The 19,056-nt window shown below is 69.8% G+C and carries 19 protein-coding genes; 18 read left to right on the top strand and 1 reads right to left on the bottom strand.

Translation table 11 applies throughout. From position 1 onward, the window contains the following. Positions 1-4: 4 nt before the first annotated feature. Genes ABTW65_RS05095 through ABTW65_RS05085 form a run of 3 tightly spaced genes read left to right on the top strand, consistent with a single transcriptional unit; the run spans position 5 to position 4,385 of the window. Complete coding sequence (locus ABTW65_RS05095; RefSeq protein ID WP_350658862.1) at positions 5-1,072, top strand: carbohydrate ABC transporter permease; 1,068 nt, start codon at positions 5-7, stop codon at positions 1,070-1,072. Further along, on the top strand, positions 1,072-1,968 hold the full coding sequence (locus ABTW65_RS05090) for a carbohydrate ABC transporter permease (protein ID WP_350658861.1): 897 nt from the start codon (positions 1,072-1,074) through the stop codon (positions 1,966-1,968). Before ABTW65_RS05095 ends, ABTW65_RS05090 begins: the two co-directional genes overlap by 1 nt. Positions 1,969-1,979: 11 nt before the next feature. Beyond that, complete coding sequence (locus ABTW65_RS05085; protein ID WP_350658860.1) at positions 1,980-4,385, top strand: beta-xylosidase/alpha-l-arabinosidase; 2,406 nt, start codon at positions 1,980-1,982, stop codon at positions 4,383-4,385. Here ABTW65_RS05085 and ABTW65_RS05080 read toward each other — a convergent pair. After that, the gene (locus ABTW65_RS05080; protein ID WP_350658859.1) at positions 4,382-5,578 is read right to left on the bottom strand and encodes an ROK family transcriptional regulator; all 1,197 of its coding nucleotides are present in this window, start codon (positions 5,576-5,578) and stop codon (positions 4,382-4,384) included. The genes ABTW65_RS05085 and ABTW65_RS05080 overlap by 4 nt on opposite strands. A gap of 139 nt (positions 5,579-5,717) precedes the next feature. Here ABTW65_RS05080 and xylA point away from each other — a divergent pair, with 139 nt between their 5' ends. The 15 genes from xylA (at position 5,718) to ABTW65_RS05005 (ending at position 19,052) form a co-directional block, all read left to right on the top strand. After that, positions 5,718-6,872: a xylose isomerase gene (gene xylA / locus ABTW65_RS05075; protein WP_350658858.1), complete on the top strand. Its 1,155-nt coding sequence runs from the start codon at positions 5,718-5,720 to the stop codon at positions 6,870-6,872. Positions 6,873-6,882: 10 nt separating this feature from the next. Then, positions 6,883-8,277 carry a xylulokinase gene (gene xylB / locus ABTW65_RS05070; protein WP_350658857.1) on the top strand — a complete coding sequence of 465 codons (1,395 nt, stop codon included), beginning with the start codon at positions 6,883-6,885 and terminating at the stop codon, positions 8,275-8,277. 221 nt (positions 8,278-8,498) lie between these two features. Next, complete coding sequence (gene pgsA / locus ABTW65_RS05065) at positions 8,499-9,119, top strand: phosphatidylinositol phosphate synthase (protein ID WP_350658856.1); 621 nt, start codon at positions 8,499-8,501, stop codon at positions 9,117-9,119. Beyond that, complete coding sequence (locus ABTW65_RS05060) at positions 9,116-9,889, top strand: inositol monophosphatase family protein (protein ID WP_350658855.1); 774 nt, start codon at positions 9,116-9,118, stop codon at positions 9,887-9,889. The genes pgsA and ABTW65_RS05060 overlap by 4 nt, the downstream gene beginning before the upstream one ends. 92 nt (positions 9,890-9,981) lie before the next feature. Beyond that, positions 9,982-10,878, top strand: coding sequence for a pyridoxal 5'-phosphate synthase lyase subunit PdxS (gene pdxS / locus ABTW65_RS05055; protein WP_350658854.1), 897 nt, complete (start codon positions 9,982-9,984; stop codon positions 10,876-10,878). Beyond that, the gene (pdxT, locus tag ABTW65_RS05050; protein ID WP_350658853.1) at positions 10,875-11,447 is read left to right on the top strand and encodes a pyridoxal 5'-phosphate synthase glutaminase subunit PdxT; all 573 of its coding nucleotides are present in this window, start codon (positions 10,875-10,877) and stop codon (positions 11,445-11,447) included. Before pdxS ends, pdxT begins: the two co-directional genes overlap by 4 nt. Before the next feature lie 107 nt (positions 11,448-11,554). Further along, positions 11,555-12,322 carry a YebC/PmpR family DNA-binding transcriptional regulator gene (locus ABTW65_RS05045; RefSeq protein WP_350658852.1) on the top strand — a complete coding sequence of 256 codons (768 nt, stop codon included), beginning with the start codon at positions 11,555-11,557 and terminating at the stop codon, positions 12,320-12,322. A 124-nt stretch (positions 12,323-12,446) separates the two neighbouring features. After that, entirely contained in the window at positions 12,447-12,689 is a 243-nt protein-coding gene (locus ABTW65_RS05040) for a DUF6458 family protein (RefSeq protein WP_350658851.1), read from the top strand. 155 nt (positions 12,690-12,844) lie between these two features. Beyond that, the gene (gene ruvC, locus ABTW65_RS05035; protein WP_350658850.1) at positions 12,845-13,369 is read left to right on the top strand and encodes a crossover junction endodeoxyribonuclease RuvC; all 525 of its coding nucleotides are present in this window, start codon (positions 12,845-12,847) and stop codon (positions 13,367-13,369) included. Further along, the gene (gene ruvA, locus ABTW65_RS05030; RefSeq protein ID WP_350658849.1) at positions 13,366-13,965 is read left to right on the top strand and encodes a Holliday junction branch migration protein RuvA; all 600 of its coding nucleotides are present in this window, start codon (positions 13,366-13,368) and stop codon (positions 13,963-13,965) included. The genes ruvC and ruvA overlap by 4 nt, the downstream gene beginning before the upstream one ends. A 6-nt stretch (positions 13,966-13,971) precedes the next feature. Beyond that, positions 13,972-15,054 carry a Holliday junction branch migration DNA helicase RuvB gene (gene ruvB, locus ABTW65_RS05025; RefSeq protein ID WP_350658847.1) on the top strand — a complete coding sequence of 361 codons (1,083 nt, stop codon included), beginning with the start codon at positions 13,972-13,974 and terminating at the stop codon, positions 15,052-15,054. A gap of 87 nt (positions 15,055-15,141) precedes the next feature. Further along, on the top strand, positions 15,142-15,522 hold the full coding sequence (gene yajC / locus ABTW65_RS05020) for a preprotein translocase subunit YajC (protein ID WP_350658846.1): 381 nt from the start codon (positions 15,142-15,144) through the stop codon (positions 15,520-15,522). 7 nt (positions 15,523-15,529) lie between these two features. Continuing rightward, positions 15,530-17,248, top strand: coding sequence for a protein translocase subunit SecD (gene secD, locus ABTW65_RS05015; RefSeq protein WP_350658845.1), 1,719 nt, complete (start codon positions 15,530-15,532; stop codon positions 17,246-17,248). Further along, a complete protein-coding gene (gene secF / locus ABTW65_RS05010) occupies positions 17,248-18,489 on the top strand; it encodes a protein translocase subunit SecF (RefSeq protein WP_350658844.1) in 1,242 nt (413 codons plus the stop codon). The genes secD and secF overlap by 1 nt, the downstream gene beginning before the upstream one ends. Further along, positions 18,486-19,052 carry an adenine phosphoribosyltransferase gene (locus ABTW65_RS05005; RefSeq protein ID WP_350658843.1) on the top strand — a complete coding sequence of 189 codons (567 nt, stop codon included), beginning with the start codon at positions 18,486-18,488 and terminating at the stop codon, positions 19,050-19,052. The genes secF and ABTW65_RS05005 overlap by 4 nt, the downstream gene beginning before the upstream one ends. Positions 19,053-19,056 lie beyond the last annotated feature (4 nt).

Here is a 19,056-nt window from a genome sequence, read left to right as displayed (position 1 = left end):
ACCTGTGACACACGACGTGACCGACCCCGCTCGGGCGGTGCCAGGACACGCCACATCGGACACCCGGCGTACAGCTCCTGTACGCCGGGGGCCCGGCGGTACGAGGAGTGCCGGACTCAGTGGTGACACCTGGCGCAAGCGATTCGAGATCCTTGTCTTCGTCACTCCCGCACTGGTGCTCATCGCGCTCTTCGTCGCCTGGCCGATCATCACCGCGGTGCGCTTCTCGGTCTATGACTGGAAGGGCTTCGGTGACCTGACCGACTTCGTCGGCCTGGAGAACTACGCCGAGGTCCTCGGCGACGAGGTCTTCCGCAGCGCGGTCGCCCACAACGCGGTGATCGTGGTGGGCTCGATCCTGCTCCAGCTGCCGCTCGGAGTGGCGATCGCGCTGCTGCTCAATCGGAGGATGAGGGGCCAGGGCCTGCTCCGGACCATCATCTTCGTGCCGTACGTCCTCGCCGAGGTCATCGCCGCGGTGGTCTGGCTGCAGCTGCTGCAGCCGCAGTACGGCTTCTTCGACGCGATGACCGCGAAGGTCGGGCTGACCCCGCCCGATCAGGGCTGGCTGGGCACTCCGGAGTACGCCCTGTGGGTCGTGCTCCTGGTGCTCACCTGGAAGTATCTCGGCCTGGCCGTACTGCTCTTCCTGGCAGCCATGCAGGGTATCTCCGAGGAGCTCTACGAGGCCGCCCAGCTCGACGGCGCCTCCTGGTGGCAGACGCAGCGGCAGATCACCATCCCCCTGCTGGGCCCGACCATGCGCACCTGGGCCTTCTTGTCGATGATCGGGTCGATCCAGTGCTTCGACATGATCTGGGTGCTCACCCAGGGCGGTCCTGCGAACGCGACGACCACCATGGCGACGTACCTGATCGACGAGGGCACCAAGCGCCACAACTACGGCATCGCGGGCGCTGCCTCGGTGATCTTGTTCGTCATCGCCTTCGCGATGGCGCTGGCCTACCAGATCCTCATCCTGCGTCGTGACACCCAAGACGACACCCAGCGATACACCCGGGCGGAGCGAGCTCTGGTCGGTGCTCTCTTCCGCAAGCGAAAGGCGGCGTGATGGCCAGCGTGACCCTCGAACCTCTCGCCGAGACCGGAAACGGCTCGGGCCGATCACCCCGCAAGCAGCGTCGCCGCAACTTCGGGGGCGGCAACCTGTGGGTCTACCTGATCGCGCTCGTCGTGGTCGCGATCACGCTCGGGCCCGTCCTCTACGGCGCGCTGGGCGGCTTCCGCAGCAACGCCCAGCTTGCCGACAAGCCGGCCGGGCTGCCCGACCCCTGGGTCTGGACGAACTACGCGGGCGTGCTGAACAATCCCTCGTTCTGGCAGTACGCACTCAACTCGACGATGATCGCGATCATCACCACCGTGGTGACCGTCGTCTTCGGGCTGATGGCGGCGTACCCGCTGGCCCGCTACCAGTTCCGCGGGCGCGAGGCGCTGTTCATGGTCTTCGTGCTCGGCCTGCTCTTCCCGGCCGCGGTGGCGATCATCCCGCTGTTCATCATCATCACCCGCAACCTGCAGATGGCGAACACGTGGTGGGGCGTGGCCCTGCCGCAGGCGGCGTTCGCGCTGCCGATGACGGTGGTCATCCTCCGGCCGTTCCTGATGGCGCTGCCCAAGGAGCTGGAGGAGGCCGCCCTGATCGACGGTGCCAGCCGGATCGGCATCTTCTGGCGGGTCCTGATGCCGCTGTCCGCACCCGGGATGATCACCGTCGGGGTGCTGGCCTTCGTGACCTCCTGGAACGCCTACCTGCTGCCGCTCCTGCTGCTGCAGGACAAGATGCGCACGCTTCCGCTCGGCGTCGCCGACTTCTCCACCGAACACTCCGCCGACACTGCCGGTGTCCTCGCGTTCACCACGCTCGCGATGATCCCGGCTCTCGTGCTCTTCCTCGCCTTCCAGCGCCGGCTCGTCAGCGGCCTGCAGGGCGCGGTGAAGGGCTAGTAGGGACAACTGTGACTGAAAACGCCCCCCTCCCCGCCTGGCCGCACGTCTCCGACCGCGTGCGTGACCTGCATGCCCAGATGACCTTGGAGGAGAAGCTCGCCCAGATCGTGGGCTACTGGCTCGATCGCGGCGGCGACGTCGTCGCGCCGATGGCCAACGAGATGAGCAGCAACATCTCAGGAGGTGACCGCCGACTCTCGGAGATCACCGCCCACGGCCTGGGCCACTACACCCGGGTCTACGGCACCCGGCCGGTCGAGCCCGCCGAGCGGGCCGCCTGGCTGTGGGCCGAGCAGAAGCGCCTGGTCGACGAGACCCGACTGGGGATCCCCGCGCTGGTCCACGAGGAGTGCCTGACCGGGCTCGCGACCTGGGAGGCGGCGACGTTTCCCACGCCGCTGGCCTGGGGAGCCACCTTCGACCCCGAGGCGGTCGAGGAGATGGCGGCGATGATCGGGTCCGACATGCGCGACCTCGGCATCCACCAGGGCCTGGCGCCCGTGCTGGACGTGATCCGGGACGCGCGCTGGGGCCGGTGCGAGGAGGCCATCGGCGAGGACCCCTACCTCGTCGGGACGGTCGGCACTGCGTACGTCCGCGGGCTGCAGTCGGCCGGTGTGCATGCCACGTTGAAGCACTTCGTGGGCTACTCGGGCTCGCGGGCCGGGCGCAACCACGCGCCGCTCTCGGCGGGTCCGCGCGAGATCGCCGACATCTTCCTGCCGCCGTTCGAGATGGCAGTCCTCGACGGTGGCGTGCGGTCGGTGATGGCGTCCTACAACGACATCGACGGTGTGCCGCAGCATGCCTCGATCGAGCACCTCACCACGCTGCTGCGCGAGACCTGGGGCTTCGACGGGGTCGTGGTCGCCGACTACTTCGGTGTCGCGTTCCTGGCGGTGATGCATGCGATCGCTGCCGATCGCGGGAGGGCAGCTGCGTACGCCCTCGAGGCAGGTGTCGACATCGAGCTGCCGAGCGGGGATGCCTACCTCGAGCCGCTCGCGGCGCTGATCCGTTCCGGCGAGGTCTCCGAGGCGATCGTCGACCGGGCCGTGCTGCGCGCGCTCAAGCAGAAGGAGGAGCTCGGTCTTCTCGACGAGTCCTTCGCGGCCGGTCTGGAGGAGGGGGCTCCGGAGTCGATCGACCTGGACTCCCCGGCCCACCGCTCGCTGGCCCGTCGGCTCGCCGAGGAGTCGGTCGTGCTGCTCAGCAACGACGGGGTCCTCCCGCTCAGGGGCGACCTCGGCAAGGTGGCGATCATCGGACCGAACGCCGACCGCTCCGAGGCGCTGATGGGTTGCTACTCCTTCGTCAACCACGTGATGGTGAGCTACCCCGAGAAGCCTCTGGGTATCGAGCTGCCGACGATCGCCGAGGCGGTCCGGGCCGAGCTCGGCGCCTCCTCCTGCGAGGTCGTCCCCGGGTGTGACGTCGAAGGCACGGACCGCTCCGGCTTCCCCGCCGCGGTCTCCGCCGCCGAGGGCGCCGACGTGGCCGTGGTCGTCGTCGGCGACCAGACCGGCCTCTTCGGCCGCGGCACGGTGGGGGAGGGCAACGACTCCGAGTCGCTCGAGCTCCCCGGCGTCCAGCGCGAGCTGGTGTCCGCGGTCCTCGCGACCGGCACGCCCGTCGTGCTCGTGGTCGTCACCGGCCGCCCGTACGCCATCGGGTGGGCGCTCGACGACGAGACCCGCCCCGCCGCGGTGCTGCAGGCGTTCTTCCCCGGCGAGGAGGGCGGCGCGGCACTGGCGCGCGTCATCTCCGGCGCGGTCAACCCGTCGGGCCGGCTCCCGGTCTCGCTGCCGCGGGTCTCCGGGACTCAGCCCTACAGCTACCTCCAGCCGCTGTTGGGCGGTCCGTCCGAGGTCACCAGCACCGACCCGACGCCGGCCCGCCCGTTCGGCTTCGGACTCTCCTACACCACCTTCGGCTACAGCGGGCTCTCGGCCGACCGCTCGGTCGAGGCGGGTGGCACCTTTGGTGTCGAGGCGACCGTCACCAACCTCGGTGATGTCGCCGGGGTGGACGTGGTCCAGCTCTACGGACGCGATCTGCTCGCTTCGGTGGTCCGCCCGGTCACGCAGCTGCTCGGCTACCAGCGGGTGGCACTGCAGCCGGGCGAGTCGGCGACCGTACGCTTCGACGTGCCGACGACTCGGTTGGCCTTCGCCGACCGCAGCTACAACCGCGTCGTCGAGCCCGGTGAGGTCGAGGTCTGGGTCGCCGCCTCGGCAGGGGAGAAGGTCGCCACCGCCGTGGCCGAGGGCATCGCGGAGCTCTCCGACGTCGAGGCCGCTTCGGCCGCCGGCGAGTCGGGCACCGACAAGGCTCTGGTCACGATCACCGGTGACGTGCACCGGGTCGGCCCCTCCGACCAGCGGATGACGACGGCGGCGGTCTCGCGCATCTAGCCGGTGGCGCGGGCCGCCTGGCGGGCGAGGTGCGCGGCGGGATCGGCGATGACACGACGTACGACGGTCCCGGCCGCTCCCCGCACGGCGGCGTCGCTGCCGAGCCCGGAGACCAACAGCCGGGGCGGCTCGACGGCACCGGTGTGGTGGCTGATCGAGGCCGCGGTCGCCGCGGAGAGCCATGGCGCGAGGGTGGCGAAGGCGCCACCGAGCACGATCGCGGTGGGGTCGAGGAGGGTGATGACCGAGGCGAGCGCGACGCCGAGGTGTCGCCCGGCGCCGGCGACGGCATCCAGCGCGGCCTGATCGCCGGCCTCGCAGGCTCGGGTGAGGTCGGCCATCGTCGCCACCTGCGCGCGGGCGAGGATCTCCTGCTGCCCGGCCATCCGCTCCAGGCAGCCGTGGCCGCCGCAGCCGCACCGCGGGCCGTCGGGGGCCACCACGACGTGGCCGAGCTCGCCGGCGCCCGCGTGGGCGCCGCGGAAGACCTCGCCTCCGATCACGATGCCGCCGCCGATGCCGATCTCGCCGGAGACGTGCACGAAGTCGCGCAGGGGAGCGCCGTCGAGCTCGTGGCCGCCGAACCACATCTCGCCGAGAGCCGCCAGGTTGGCCTCGTTCTCCAGGTCGACCTCGAGCCCGGTGCCCTCGCCGACGGCGTCGGCGAGGTCGACGCGGTCCCAGCCCAGGTTGGGGGTGCGTACGACGGCCCCGTCGACCGTCAGGCCGGGCACCGCCACACAGGCACCTGACAGCGGCAGACCCTGGGAGGCGGCGCTGCGGGCGGCGGTACGGGCCACCTCGATGAGGTCGGCGACCACCTCGTCGACGTCGCGGCCGCGGTTGTCGCGGCGTACGACGTGGTGGTAGCGCGGCTTGCCGGTCAGGTCGGTCACCGTGGCGGCCAGATAGTCGACGTTGACCTCCAGGCCGAGGCCGGCGATGCCTCCGGGAGCGAGGCTGAGCGCCGTGGCGGGCCGACCACGCTCGGTCGCGGCCGGGGCGCTCTCCTGGATCAGGCCGGCGGAGATCAGATCGGACACCAGCCCGGATACCGACGACTTCGTCAGGCCGGTGCGCGCAGCGACCTGGGCCCGGGAGACCGGGCTGGTGCGCGCTACCTCGCCGAGCACGAGCGCGAGGTTGCTCGCCCGCATCCCGGCATGCTGGGCAGGCTCGGTTCTGACGGTCATGCACGGGATTAGACCAAGTTATGAACTTTGGGTCAAGCGACCCGCTGACAGGTGGGTAGAGGGTTGACAATGTGACGGGCGTCGCGTTTCATGATCATCATATAGTCCGAGTCATGAACTAATGTGAGGAAGCAAGGCTATGACGGATTACACCCCCACCGCCGAGGACAAGTTCACCTTCGGGCTGTGGACCGTGGGCTGGAACGGACAGGACGTGTTCGGATCGGCGAGCCGGCCTCACCTCGACGTCGCCCACTCGGTGCACAAGCTGGCCGAGCTCGGCGCCTACGGCATCACCTTCCACGACAACGACGTCTTCGCGATCGACGCGAGCGACGCCGAGCGCCAGGCGGAGATCGACAAGCTCAAGGCCGCACTGGACGAGACCGGCCTCAAGGTGCCGATGGCCACCACCAACCTCTTCGGTCACCCGGTCTTCCGTGACGGTGGCTTCACCTCGAACGACCGCGAGGTGCGCCGCTACTCGATCGCCAAGGTCGCGCGCAACATCGACCTCGCCGCGGAGCTCGGTGCGACGACGTACGTCATGTGGGGTGGCCGTGAGGGTGGGGAGTCCCACGCGGCCAAGGACATCGCGTCCGCGCTCGACCGCTATCGCGAGGCGGTCAACCTGCTCGGCGACTACGTGACCGAGCGGGGCTATGACATCCGGTTCGCCATCGAGCCGAAGCCCAACGAGCCCCGCGGCGACATCCTGCTGCCGACGATCGGCCACGCGCTCGCCTTCATCAACTCTCTCGACCGTCCCGAGATGGTCGGCCTCAACCCGGAGGTCGGTCACGAGGAGATGGCCGGGCTCAACTTCGCCTCCGGTGTCGCCCAGGCGCTGTGGCACGGCAAGCTCTTCCACATCGACCTCAACGGCCAGCACGGCCCGCGCTTCGACCAGGACCTCCGCTTCGGCGCCGGCAACCTGCGCGGCGCGTTCAACCTGGTCGACCTGCTGGAGACCAAGGGCTACGAGGGCCCGCGCCACTTCGACTTCAAGCCGCCGCGCACAGAGGACGAGGACGGGGTGTGGGCCTCGGCCGCGGGCTGCATGCGCAACTATCTCGTGCTGCGTGAGCGGGCGAAGGCGTTCCGGGCGGACCCGGAGGTCAAGGCTGCGCTCGAGGCCTCGCAGGTCGAGGAGCTCTCCGTGCCGACCCTGGCCGAGGGGGAGACGCTCGAGGACATCCGCAAGGCGACCTACGACATCGAGAAGCTGGACCACGGCTACGCGTTCGAGCACCTCGACCAGCTGGCCATGGACCATCTCCTCGGGCTTCGTTAGGTTGCAGGGCATGCCGCTCGTCGCCGGGGTCGACTCCTCGACCCAGTCCTGCAAGGTCGTCGTCCGTGACGCGGAGACCGGGGCGCTGGTGCGCTCCGGCTCCGCGCCGCACCCCGAGGGGACGGAGGTGGACCCGGCGGCGTGGTGGACCGCGCTCGAGTCGGCCGCCGAGGCGGCCGGCGGGCTCGATGACGTCGCCGCCGTCTCCGTCGGTGGACAGCAGCACGGGATGGTGTGCCTGGACGAGGCCGGAGAGGTCGTACGTCCCGCGCTGCTCTGGAACGACACCCGCTCGGCCGACGCCGCCGCCGCGCTCAACACCGAGCTCGGTTCCACGGCCTGGGCCGAGGCTGTCGGCTCGGTGCAGGTGGCCAGCTTCACGGCCACCAAGCTGCGCTGGCTCGCCGAGCGCGAGCCCGACGCCGCGGCCCGGGTCGCGGCGGTGTGCCTGCCCCACGACTGGCTGACCTGGAAGCTCGCGGGAGCCCCGGGGCTGGAGGCGCTGCGTACCGACCGGAGCGACGCCAGCGGCACCGGCTACTACTCGGCGGTGACCGGCGAATACCGTCGCGACCTGCTCAAACGCGCTCTGGGGCGTGACGATGTCGTGCTGCCGGAGGTGCTCGGGCCGTCTTCCTCGGCCGGGCGTACGCCGGCCGGGGCGCTGCTCGGCCCCGGCTGCGGCGACAACGCCGGCGCGGCCCTGGGCGTGGGCGCCCGGCCCGGTGACGTGGTCGTCTCCATCGGCACCTCCGGTGTCGCCTGCGCAGTCTCGGAGACGCCTACATCGGACGCGTCCGGCACCGTGGCGGGCTTCGCCGACGCCACCGGCCGCTACCTACCGCTGGTCGCGACCCTCAACGCCGCGCGGGTACTCGACGCCACCACCCGGCTGCTCGGGGTGAGCCACGAGGAGCTCTCCCGGCTCGCGCTCGAGGCGCCCTCGGGCTCCGGCGGCCTGGTCCTCGTCCCCTACCTCGAGGGCGAGCGCACCCCCGACCGGCCGTCGGCTCGTGGCGTGATCCACGGCCTGACCCTCGCCACCGCCGAGCCCGCCTACCTGGCGCGCGCGGCCGTCGAGGGACTGCTCTGCGGCCTCGCCGACGGCATCGACGCGCTGAAGTCCCAGGGCGTCGCGGTCAACCGCGTACTCCTCGTCGGCGGCGGCGCCCGCTCCGAGGCCGTACGCCGCCTCGCCCCGGTCGTCCTCGGCCACCCCGTACTCGTCCCCGAACCGGGGGAGTACGTCGCCGACGGCGCCGCCCGCCAGGCCGCCTGGCTCCTCACCGGCGGCGCAGGGCCCCCGACCTGGGAGCTCGCCGGCACAGAGACGTACGAGGCCGACCCCGACCCCGCCGTCCGCTCCCGCTACGCCGAGGTCCGCGATCTGACCGAAGGAACCTAGCCGAGACGTCACCCCCGTCGCCCGAGACGTCATTTGCGTCGGCCGAGACGTCAGTTACGTCGGCCGAGACGTCACTTAGGTCGGTCGAGATGTCACCCGCTGACCTCTCGGTTGACGGGAGCGACGCCTCGGCCGACGTGAGTGACGCCTCGGCAGAATGTGAGTGACGTTTCGGCGCGCGGGAGTGACGCCTCGGCGGGATCCGATAGCGTGGCCGCGCCATGTTGGATCACATCAAAGGCTTCGTTCAGGGAGTCGTCCTCGCGCCCATCGTCCGGCTGTTCGTGGCGCTGAAGATCAGCCCCGATGTCGTGACGCTCGTCGGCACCATCGGAGTAGCGGTCGGAGCGCTGGCGTTCTACCCGCGCGGCGAGCTGCTGGCCGGCACGATCTTCATCACCTGCTTCGTCTTCAGCGACCTGATCGACGGGGCGATGGCGCGTGCCGTCGGGCGTACGTCGAAGTTCGGCGCCTTCTGGGACTCCACCCTCGACCGGTTCGGCGACGGCGCGGTCTTCGGTGGCCTGGCGCTCTACTTCGCCGGCCCGGGTGACTCCGACCTCTATCTCGCACTGTCCCTGTGGTGCCTCGTCATAGGTGCGGTCACCTCCTACGCCCGAGCCCGCGCCGAGTCGCTGGGTTTCACCGCCAACGTCGGCATCGCCGAGCGCGCCGACCGACTGGTCCTGGTCCTGGTGATGACCGGCTTCGCCGGCATCTTCTCCCTCGACCTGCTCATCTACATCGCGCTGTGGATCCTCGCCGTCGCCTCGACCGTCACCGTCGGCCAGCGCATCTGGACCGTCCGCAAGCAGGCCCTCGCCGAGGAGGCGGCCTCGTGACAGTGCCGACGGAGGCAGACGTACGCCTGGCCGCGGAGCTCGTCCGCGGCGCCGGCTCGCTCGCCGCGAAGATGCGCACCGAGGGCATCGGCGACTCGATCGAGACGAAGACCTCGGTCTCCGACCTGGTCACCGCCGCCGACAAGGCCGCCGAGAAGGCGATCGTCGAACGCCTGACGGCCGAGCACCCCGGCGACGGCATCCTCGGCGAAGAGGGCTCGGCCCGCGCGTCGACCACCGGCCGGGTGTGGACCATCGACCCGGTCGACGGCACTTACAACTTCGTACGCGGCCTCGACTGGTGGTGCTCCGCGCTGGCGCTGACCGACGGAGACGGCATCGTCCTGGGTGCGATCTACTCACCGGCGGAGGACGCGGTCTACGTCGGCGGCCCCGAGCTGCCCACCACCCGCAACGGCGTCCGGCTCGACGCGATGCCCGACACGCCGCTCGCCCTCGCCTGCCTCACCACCTACCTCCACCCGTCGAAGCTGAAGCATCCGGTGGGCGAGGCCTACGTACGCGTCGCCAGCGACGCCGCCTCCATCAGGATCCTCGGCTCCGGCTCGATGGATCTCACCGCCATCGCGCAGGGCAAGCTCCACCTCTTCTTTCAGCACTCCGTCCCCGACTGGGACCGCCTCCCCGGCGCCGCCCTCGTCCTGGGGGCCGGCGGAGCGACGACCCAGGTGGAGGCCGGTGGTGTCACCTGGTCCCTGGCCGGCGCGCCGACCGCGGTGGCCGAGGCCGCCGAGGCGTTGACCGGGTAGCAGTCCACTTGGAGCAGTCCACTTTGGGAACAGTGGCTTGACCAGGGCTTTCCGAGGATGGCGTACGCCTCGTCCCGACCTACGATCACCTCATGGCTACAAGCATGAATGAGACGGGAACCTCGCGAGTCAAGCGAGGAATGGCGGAGATGCTCAAGGGCGGCGTGATCATGGACGTGGTCACCGCCGAGCAGGCGAAGATCGCCGAGGATGCCGGGGCGGTGGCGGTGATGGCGCTCGAGCGCGTCCCCGCCGACATCCGCGCCCAGGGCGGCGTGAGCCGCATGTCCGACCCCGACATGATCGACGGCATCATCGAGGCCGTCTCCATCCCGGTCATGGCCAAGGCCCGGATCGGCCACTTCGCCGAGGCCCAGGTGCTGCAGTCCCTGGGCGTCGACTACATCGACGAGTCCGAGGTGCTGACCCCGGCTGACTACGAGAACCACATCGACAAGTGGGCCTACACGGTGCCGTTCGTGTGCGGTGCGACCAACCTCGGCGAGGCCCTGCGCCGCATCACCGAGGGTGCGGCGATGATCCGCTCCAAGGGCGAGGCCGGCACCGGCGACGTGTCCAACGCGGTCACCCACATGCGTACGATCCGCCGCGAGATCCGCCGTCTCGGCGCGCTCGCCGAGGACGAGCTCTACGTGGCCGCCAAGGAGCTCCAGGCTCCCTACGAGCTGGTCAAGGAGGTCGCCGAGAACGGCAAGCTCCCGGTCGTCCTGTTCACCGCCGGCGGCATCGCGACCCCGGCCGACGCGGCGATGATGATGCAGCTCGGCGCCGAGGGTGTCTTCGTCGGCTCCGGCATCTTCAAGTCCGGCAACCCGGCCCAGCGCGCCGAGGCGATCGTCAAGGCGACCACCTTTCACGACGACCCCGACGTCATCGCCAAGGTCTCCCGCGGCCTCGGCGAGGCGATGGTCGGCATCAACGTCGACGAGCCGGCCCGGTCGATCCAGTTCGCGGAGCGCGGCTGGTGACCACGGTCGGCGTACTCGCCCTCCAGGGTGACGTCCGCGAGCACCTCGCCGCTCTCGACCGCCTGGGGGTGAAGGGGACGTCCGTACGCCGTCGGGAGGAGCTTGACGCGTGCGACGCCCTCGTCATCCCCGGCGGGGAGTCGACGGCGATGTGGCGCCTGGCGCGTACGTTCGAGCTGCTCGACCCGCTCCGCGAGCGGGTCCGCGGCGGGATGCCCGCGCTCGGCACCTGCGCCGGCATGGTGCTCCTGGCCGACCGGCTGCTCGACGCGGCCCCGGGCCAGGAGACCATCGGCGGGCTCGACATCACCGTACGGCGCAACGCGTTCGGGCGGCAGACGGAGTCGTTCGAGACGGATCTCGAGGTCACCGGGCTGGACGGCACGGTCCACGCCGTCTTCATCCGGGCGCCCTGGGTCGAGCAGATCGGCCCGGGCGTGGAGGTGCTGGCGAGCGTGGGAGAGCACCCTGTCGCCGTACGCCAGAACCAGCTCATGGCGACCTCGTTCCATCCCGAGGTCAACGCCGACGACCGGTTGCATCAGCTCTTCGTCGACACCTGCTGCTGACGGTGAGGCACCGCACGTAGTTACAATGGGCACCTGCTGCCCTGTGACCACTCCGGAGGCGGCTCGACAAGCATCAGCGACGACGCGGGGCAAAGGACGGTTTCCAGATGAGCGGCCACTCCAAGTGGGCAACGACGAAGCACAAGAAGGCGGCGATCGACGCCAAGCGCGGCAAGCTCTTCGCCAAGCTCATCAAGACGATCGAGATCGCGGCCAAGACCGGCGGTCCCGATCCGACGGGCAACCCGACCCTCTTCGACGCGATCCAGAAGGCCAAGAAGCAGTCGGTCCCCAACGACAACATCGACCGCGCGGTCAAGCGTGGTGGTGGCCTCGACGGCGGCGGGGTCAGCTACGACACGATCATGTACGAGGTCTACGGCCCCCAGGGCGTCGCGCTCCTCATCGAGTGTCTGACCGACAACCGCAACCGGGCGGCCATGGAGGTGCGCACCGCGGTCACCCGCAACGGTGGCACCATGGCCGACCCGGGCTCGGTCTCGCGGCTCTTCGACCGCAAGGGCGTCGTCGTCGTGGCCAAGGCCCAGGAGGGCAAGGAGATCTCCGAGGACGACCTCCTCGAGGCCACCCTCGACGCGGGTGCCGAGGACGTCAACGACCTCGGTGAGTCCTTCGAGATCGTCTCCGACCCCTCCGACGTCGTCGCGGTCCGCACCGCGCTGCAGGACGCCGGCATCGACTACGACTCCGCCGAGGTCCAGTTCGTCGCGAGCATGGACATCCCGGTCGCCGACGCCTCGGCCGCCGAGAAGGTCTTCAAGCTCATCGACGCCGTCGACGACCTCGACGACGTACAGAACGTCTTCTCCAACGCCGACGTCCCCGACGAGGTCATGGAGACCGTCGACGCCTGACCAGCGGCGCCGACCGCGCTGTCCACGTCCCCGTGCGAACCGGCTCATGCCCGGGGCGGGTGCTGGGTACCCGGAAGGTCGCTAACCGCCACCCAGGGCGGGTTCGCGCTGGAAGGAGGACACGATGGGTTATGGCGTAGGAGCGATTCTGCTCGTGGTCGGGCTTGTCCTGGCGCTGGCTGTACATGTCTCGGTCAGCGGGATCGATCTGACCATGATCGGCTGGATCCTGGCCGCTGTCGGAGCGCTGGTGCTGGTCCTGACCGCGGTGACGCTGAACACCGGCGGTCGCTCACGCACGGTTGCGAGGCGGAGGCACGCGGACGGTACGGAGACCGTCGAGGAGCGGCGAACCGACACCCTGTGAGCGCAGGAGACCTCAACAGCGACTCGGGACCTCCGAGGATGTTGCGTCCTCCTGAATGAGGGGGTGTCGCGGCGCCGGAGGCAGCTGCTGGCAGGTAGTCTACGAACAGACGTTCGACACCCGGCCGGCTCGGTCGTTGTGGAAGAGGTGCTCCAGTGCGCGTGCTTGGGATCGACCCCGGCCTGACCCGGTGCGGGATGGGTGTGGTCGACGGGTCGCTCGGCCGGCCGCTGTCGATGGTGGACGTCGGAGTGATCCGTACGTCCTCAGATCTCCCCGTCTGGGAGCGGCTGGTGAGCATCGAGAAGGGGATCGACGCCTGGATCGAGGAGCACCAGCCCGATGCGGTCGCGATCGAGCGGATCTTCGCGCGCTCGAACGTCTCCACGATCATGGGTACGGCCCAGGCCAGCGGCCTCGCCATGGTCTGCGCCGCCCGGCGCGGTCTGCCGGTCGCCCTGCACACGCCCTCCGAGGTCAAGGCCGCCGTCTCCGGCAACGGCCGAGCCGACAAGCAGCAGGTGACCGCCATGGTGACGCGCATCCTGCGGCTCCCGACCCCGCCGAAGCCGGCCGATGCCGCCGACGCGCTCGCGCTGGCCATCACCCACCAGTGGCGCGGAGGCGCCCAGAACCGCATCGAAGCCGCGGTCGCCGCGGCCGGAAAGGCTCGTAGATGATCGCGTCCGTGCGCGGCAAGGTCGCCGCCGTCAGTCTCTCCACCGCCGTCGTCGAGGTGGGCGGCATCGGCATCGAGCTGCTCTGCACTCCCAACACGCTGGCCACGCTCCGCACCGGGGAGGAGGCGCATCTGCCGACCAGCCTGGTCGTGCGCGAGGACTCGTTGACCCTCTTCGGCTTCACCGACTCCGACGAGCGCACCCTCTTCGAGCTCCTCCAGACCGCCTCCGGCGTCGGCCCGAAGCTCGCCCAGGCCATGCTCGCCGTGCTCTCGCCCGACGGCATCCGCCTGGCCATCGCGGGCGAGGACGCCAAGACCCTCACCAAGGTCCCCGGCATCGGCCAGAAGGGCGCCCAGCGGATCATCTTGGAGCTCAAGGACAGGATCGGCGCACCCACCGGCACGGCCTCCGCCCCGGCGCGCGCCACCACAGCAGCGCCATGGCGCGACCAGGTCACCGAGGCCCTCGTCGGCCTGGGGTACAACGCCCGGGACGCCGACAAGGCGGTCACCGCGATCGAGCCAGAGGCCGGCGACCAGGCCAACATCTCGTTGCTGCTCCGGGCGGCCCTGCGCACCCTTTCGAAGGCATAAGGACTCATGCACGAGGACGATCTGGACCGGGCCGAGGAAGATTACTTCTCCTCGCTCACCATCGCCGAGGCCGACGGCGACGACCGCGCCGTCGAGGCCGCGCTGCGCCCGAAGACCCTCGACGAGCTGATCGGTCAGCAACGCGTCCGCGAGCAGCTCGGCCTCGTTCTGGAGGCGGCGCGACAGCGTGAGCGGGCCCCGGACCACGTACTCCTCTCCGGGCCGCCGGGGCTCGGCAAGACCACACTCGCGATGATCATCGCCGCCGAGATGTCTGCGCCGCTTCGGATCACGAGCGGTCCGGCGATCACGCACGCCGGCGACCTGGCCGCGATCCTGAGCGGGCTCAACGAGGGCGAGGTGCTCTTCGTCGACGAGATCCACCGGATGAGCCGACCCGCCGAGGAGATGCTCTACCTGGCGATGGAGGACTTCCGCGTCGACGTCGTCATCGGCAAGGGCCCGGGCGCGACCGCGATCCCGATCGACCTGCCGCCGTTCACGCTGGTCGGCGCGACCACGCGCGCCGGGCTCCTCCCGGGTCCGCTCCGGGACAGGTTCGGCTTCACCGGCCACCTCGAGCTCTACGACCCGGCCGACCTCGAGCTGATCGTGCGCCGCTCCGCGGGCCTGCTCGAAGTCACCCTCAAGGACGACGGCGCCGCCGAGATCGCCGGCCGCTCCCGTGGCACCCCACGGATCGCCAACCGGCTGCTGCGCCGCGTACGCGACTATGCCCAGGTCAAGGCCGACGGCACGGTCACCCAGCAGATCGCCGAGAAGGCGCTCGACCTCTATGAGGTCGACCCTCTCGGCCTGGACCGGCTCGACCTGGCCGTCCTCGACGCCCTGTGCCGCAGGTTCGGCGGCGGCCCGGTGGGCATCTCCACCCTCGCCGTCGCGGTGGGGGAGGAGCGAGAGACGGTCGAGGAGGTGGCGGAGCCGTTCCTGGTGCGCTCGGGCTTCCTCGCCCGTACGCCGCGTGGCCGGGTCGCGACGCCGGCTGCATGGAAGCACCTCGGGCTGCAGGTGCCGGCCAACACCGAGGCTGCGGCCTGGGCCAAGGACACGCTCTGGGATGAGGCCTGATTCACAGTCTCAACCAGGTGCCTGGTTAGACTTGCACGTCGCCGTGCGCCTGCCGGTGACCACTCAGACTGTCGGAGCCGAACCCCCGTGGAATTCCTTCCTTTTATCGTCATCATCGTCCTGTTCTACTTCCTGTTGATCAGGCCGCAGCAGAAGCGTGCGAAGCAGGCTCGTGAGCTCCAGCTCAACCTCCAGCCTGGTGACCGGGTGATGCTGACCGCCGGGCTCTACGGCACCGTGTCCGAGGTCGAGGAGACCACGACGAACATCAAGGTCGAGATCGCGGACGGCGTCGTCATCCAGGTCGTGCGCCAGGCCGTGGCCCAGAAGGTCACCGAGGCGCCTGCTGAGGAGATCGAGGAGGAGTCCGGCGACGAGACCGGCGACGAGCGCGAGGTCGAGGCTGCGGCCGACAAGACCTCCGCCGACGCCGAGAACGTCATCGTGGACCTCGACAAGAAGGACTGACCAACACATGGCACGCAAGACAGCGCGCCCCGGCCGGACACTCGCACTGCTCTTCTTGGCCATTGCGATCATGTTCGGCGGCATCGCGTTCGCCGGCACGTGGAAGCCCGAGCTGGGCCTCGACCTGCGCGGCGGCACCGAGATCTCGATGACCGCGGAGAACTCCGAGGGCGGCTCGGTCCCCCAGGAGAGCCTCGACGAGGCCAAGTCGATCATCGACCAGCGCGTCAACGGCTCCGGCATCACCGGCGGCCGGGTGACCACCGAGGGCAACGACGTCATCAAGGTCTCCATCCCCGGCACCGGCAAGGTGCAGCAGGAGACCGCCGAGCGCGTACGCCAGACCGCGAAGCTCCGCTTCCGCCTGGTCGCCTGCAGCCCGCAGAAGACGTGTGGCGCCGCCGACCCCAGCGGCTCGATGGTCCAGGACCCCTCGACCGGCACCGTGCCCGGCACCTCGCCGCGTGCGGCGTTCGGTGGCGAGACCGCCAGCGCCTCCGAGACCGCGAGCGCGTCGGACAAGGCATCGGACAAGGCATCGGAGAAGGCCTCCGAGAGCGCTGACCCGAGCGCCAGCCCCTCGGCCGGTGCCAAGCCGGAGAAGCAGAACGAGAACGCGGTCGTCAAGGTCGATGACGCGGTCGAGTTCATGCGCAACCCGCCGCAGGAGTGGGCCACCGCCTACAGCTCCTTCACCTGCCCCGCCCCGGGCGCCGAGCCGGCCGAGGACATCCCCGGCAAGCCGCTGCTGACCTGCGACGACGACGGCGTCCCCTACCTGCTGACCCCCGCGGTCATCGAGGGCACCGAGATCAGCGAGGCCTCCTACGGCATCCCGCAGCAGCAGGCCAACTACGTGGTGACCCTGGACTTCAAGTCCGAGGGCAACAAGGTCTTCGCCGACACCACCGGCGCCATCGCCGGCACCAACGAGCAGTTCGCGATCGTCCTGGACGGCAAGGTGATCTCGGCCCCGACCGCCGACTCGCGGATCAGCGGAGGCGCCCAGATCAGCGGCGACTTCACGCAGGAGTCCGCCGCCGCGCTGGCCAACAACCTGAAGTACGGCTCGCTGCCGCTCGACTTCCCCGAGGACGGCATCCAGACCCGGGTCATCGGCCCGAGCTTGGCCGGCAACCAGCTCACCGCCGGACTCTGGGCCGGCCTGGTCGGCATGATTCTCGTGGTGATCTTCTCGATCCTCTACTACCGCGCGATGAGCATCGTGGTGATCGGCTCGCTGCTCGTTGCGGGTGCTCTGACGTACGGGATGATCCTGCTGCTCAGCGAGACCGCCGGCGTCACCCTGGACCTTCCGGGCGTGGCCGGTCTGATCGTCGGTATCGGCATCACCGCCGATTCCTTCATCATCCTCTACGAGAGGATGCGTGACGACATGCGTGATGGCCGCTCGATGCGGGTGGCCGTCGACACCGCCTGGGTCCGGGCCCGCAACACGTGTCTGGCCTCCGACGGCGTCTCGTTCCTGGCCGCGTTCGTGCTCTACGTCTTCGCGACCAACGAGGTCAAGGGCTTCGCGTTCATGCTCGGCCTGACCACGATCATCGACGTGCTGGTGTTCTTCTGGTTCACCCACCCGATGACCAAGCTCATGGCCGGCTGGGGCTTCTTCAACAAGGGCCACGTGCTCTCCGGTATGGACAAGCGCGCTATCGGCACCGTCGACGCCCCCACGGGCACCACTCTGGTCGGAGGCAAGGCCTGATGAGCAAGTTCTCCATCTCGCGGCTAGGCAAGGAGCTCTACACCGGCGAGAAGTCCTTCGACTTCGTCGGTCGCCGGATGGTCTGGTACGCCGCCTCCGTGGTCGTGCTCGTCGCGGTCGTCCTCGGTGTCTGGCTCCAGGGCATCAACCTCGGCATCGACTTCACCGGCGGCACGCGTTACACCGTGACCGTCGCGCAGGCCGACCAGGAGCTCGCCGACGACCTGCGTTCGGCGGTCGGTGACACGGCCGTCGAGGCCGCCGACGGCGCCACGGTCCGCACGGCCGGTGGCAAGTCGATCGTCATCGAGACCAAGGCGATCCCCGACAACTCCGAGGCCGACGACTCGATCATGGAGGCGATCACCAAGACCGCCGACGTGGCCGAGGACGACGTCAGCCGCACCGGCATCGGCCCCAGCTGGGGCCAGCGGGTCGCCTCGAAGGCGGCCCTCGCGCTGGGCATCTTCCTCGTCGGCGTGGTCCTGTTCATCTGGATCTACTTCCGTGAGTGGAAGATGTCGGTGGCGGCCGTCGTCGCCCTGGCCCACGACGTGGTGATCACGGTCGGCGTCTACGCGATCGTCGGGTTCGAGGTGACCCCGGCAACGGTCACCGGCTTCCTGACGATTCTCGGCTACTCGCTCTACGACACGGTGGTGGTCTTCGACAAGGTCAAGGAGAACACCCGAAACCTGTCGCAGAAGAAGCAGACCTACGCCTCGGCGGCCAACCTGGCGATCAACCAGACCCTGGTCCGTTCGGTGAACACCTCGATCATCGGTCTGCTGCCGGTCGTCGCGATCCTCTACGTCAGCACCGTCCAGCTCGGCACCTCCTCGCTGAAGGACATCTCGCTGGTCCTCTTCGTCGGTATGGCCGTCGGCACCTACTCCTCGATCTTCATCGCCACCCCGCTGCTGGTGCACCTGAAGTCGAAGGAGAAGGACGTCGTCGACGCCGACAAGCGCGCCGCCGCGCGGATGAAGGAAGCCGACAAGTACGCCGCCGTGCCCGTCTTCGACGAGGGCATGCCGGTCGCCGAGGACGACGAGCCGGACGAGCTCCGCGACGGCCCCTCCGAGGACCTTCACGAGGCCGGCGTGAGCCGGGGCACCAGCCCCAACCGCTCCGCGACCGGCCGGGGCCGCAACGTACCCGACCAGCACCGTGAGGTCTCCGACAGCGGCGCCGCCGGGCGTCCGCAGCCGAAGCGCGAGTCGAGGTCGAAGCGCAAGTGACTGTCTCCGAGACGGCCGCTGGTGGCCGGTCGCTCGAGGAAACCCTCGAGCGACTGGTCGCCGACGTTCCCGACTTCCCGGAGCCGGGTGTCGGGTTCAAGGACATCACCCCGCTGCTGGCCGACCACGCGGGCTTCATGCAGGTGGTCGAGGCGCTCGCGGCTCCGGCGCGCGACGCTGACGGCAATGTGACCGTCACCAAGGTGCTCGGCATGGAGTCGCGAGGCTTCATCCTCGGCGCCCCCGCGGCCCTGCACCTCGGCGTCGGCTTCGTGCCCGTACGTAAGGCCGGCAAGCTGCCCCGCGAGACCCACGCGGTCTCCTACTCGCTGGAGTACGGCGAGGCCACCCTGGAGATCCACACCGACGCGGTCGCGCCGGGGGAGCGGGTGCTGGTCATCGACGACGTCCTCGCGACCGGTGGCACCGCGGCGGCCACGATCGAGCTCGTCGAGCGCTGCGGCGGTGTCGTCGCGGGCGTCTCGGTGCTGCTCGAGCTCGGCTTCCTCGACCCGCGCAGCAAGCTGCCGGACACGCCGGTGCACGCACTGCTCACCAGCTAGCTGG

The sequence above is a fragment of the Nocardioides sp. NPDC127503 genome (assembly GCF_040302165.1).
Taxonomy (GTDB): domain Bacteria; phylum Actinomycetota; class Actinomycetes; order Propionibacteriales; family Nocardioidaceae; genus Nocardioides.
Note: the sequence above shows the minus strand (reverse complement) of the source record. Positions and strands in the feature narration are given on the sequence as shown.

What these genes read in the sequence shown, in the direction of transcription:
- ABTW65_RS05040 (WP_350658851.1), top strand. Translation starts at nt 12,447, where the DNA reads ATGGGTTATGGCGTAGGAGCGATTCTGCTCGTGGTCGGGCTTGTCCTG.
- ruvA (WP_350658849.1), top strand. Translation starts at nt 13,366, where the DNA reads ATGATCGCGTCCGTGCGCGGCAAGGTCGCCGCCGTCAGTCTCTCCACC.
- xylB (WP_350658857.1), top strand. Translation starts at nt 6,883, where the DNA reads ATGCCGCTCGTCGCCGGGGTCGACTCCTCGACCCAGTCCTGCAAGGTC.
- pgsA (WP_350658856.1), top strand. Translation starts at nt 8,499, where the DNA reads ATGTTGGATCACATCAAAGGCTTCGTTCAGGGAGTCGTCCTCGCGCCC.
- secF (WP_350658844.1), top strand. Translation starts at nt 17,248, where the DNA reads ATGAGCAAGTTCTCCATCTCGCGGCTAGGCAAGGAGCTCTACACCGGC.
- xylA (WP_350658858.1), top strand. Translation starts at nt 5,718, where the DNA reads ATGACGGATTACACCCCCACCGCCGAGGACAAGTTCACCTTCGGGCTG.
- pdxS (WP_350658854.1), top strand. Translation starts at nt 9,982, where the DNA reads ATGGCTACAAGCATGAATGAGACGGGAACCTCGCGAGTCAAGCGAGGA.
- ruvB (WP_350658847.1), top strand. Translation starts at nt 13,972, where the DNA reads ATGCACGAGGACGATCTGGACCGGGCCGAGGAAGATTACTTCTCCTCG.
- secD (WP_350658845.1), top strand. Translation starts at nt 15,530, where the DNA reads ATGGCACGCAAGACAGCGCGCCCCGGCCGGACACTCGCACTGCTCTTC.
- ABTW65_RS05045 (WP_350658852.1), top strand. Translation starts at nt 11,555, where the DNA reads ATGAGCGGCCACTCCAAGTGGGCAACGACGAAGCACAAGAAGGCGGCG.
- ABTW65_RS05090 (WP_350658861.1), top strand. Translation starts at nt 1,072, where the DNA reads ATGGCCAGCGTGACCCTCGAACCTCTCGCCGAGACCGGAAACGGCTCG.
- ABTW65_RS05080 (WP_350658859.1), bottom strand. Translation starts at nt 5,578, where the DNA reads ATGACCGTCAGAACCGAGCCTGCCCAGCATGCCGGGATGCGGGCGAGC.